We start from the raw sequence: 772 nt of genomic DNA on the forward strand, positions 1-772 counted from the left end.
TGTTCATCGAGCCAAAAAGTGAGAGAGCCACGATTGATTAAGGCACGATGGTACTGCCGCCAGTTGCTGATGTTGTGTCGCGCCTTTCCCATCTGTCTGTTCCTGAGTCCGTCTCTTAAGAGATCGGATCACAGGAGAGCTTGATAGTTCCCTTATTTAGGAAACAGCGCCCTTAAAACGCAATAAACGTAACGCATTCAGCGTAACCAGCGCGGTTGCGCCGGTATCGGCCAACACTGCGAACCATAGGCCGGTGATACCCAGCACAGTGGTGATCAGGAACACCCCCTTCAGACCCAACGCGAAAATCACGTTCTGATGGATGTTGGCCATGGTTGCACGCGATAGTGCAACGAGGTGAGCCACATCGGTAACACTGTTTTTCAGCAGCGCTGCGTCGGCGGTTTCGATGGCCACATCGGTACCTCCACCCATCGCGATACCCACATCTGCTGTTGCCAGTGCAGGTGCGTCGTTGATGCCATCGCCGACCATGGCGACCTTGGCGTTGAGTTTCATTTCGTTGATCAGGCGCAGCTTATCTTCTGGCAGCAGTTCAGCTTCCCATTCCATACCCAAATGGCCGGCGATGGCCTGGGCGGTGCGGTGGTTGTCGCCGGTGAGCATGACGGAGCGCACGCCCATGGCCTTGAGCTGGGCCACGGCTGCTTGTGCATCGGCTCTCGGTTCATCCCGCAGAGCTACCAATCCAAGTGCTTCATGGCTCTGTTCGTCGAACAGCACTGACACAGTCTTGCCGTCATGTTGTAGC

At 55.7% G+C, this 772-nt stretch carries 1 protein-coding gene; it reads right to left on the reverse strand.

Translation table 11 applies throughout. From position 1 onward, the window contains the following. Window positions 1–156: 156 nt before the first annotated feature. Window positions 157–772 (reverse strand): HAD-IC family P-type ATPase (locus DK870_RS29080; protein WP_161550421.1); only part of this gene is annotated, 616 nt, incomplete at its 5' end.

This window comes from Pseudomonas sp. Q1 (assembly GCF_009935975.1).
GTDB lineage: Bacteria > Pseudomonadota > Gammaproteobacteria > Pseudomonadales > Pseudomonadaceae > Aquipseudomonas > Aquipseudomonas palleroniana.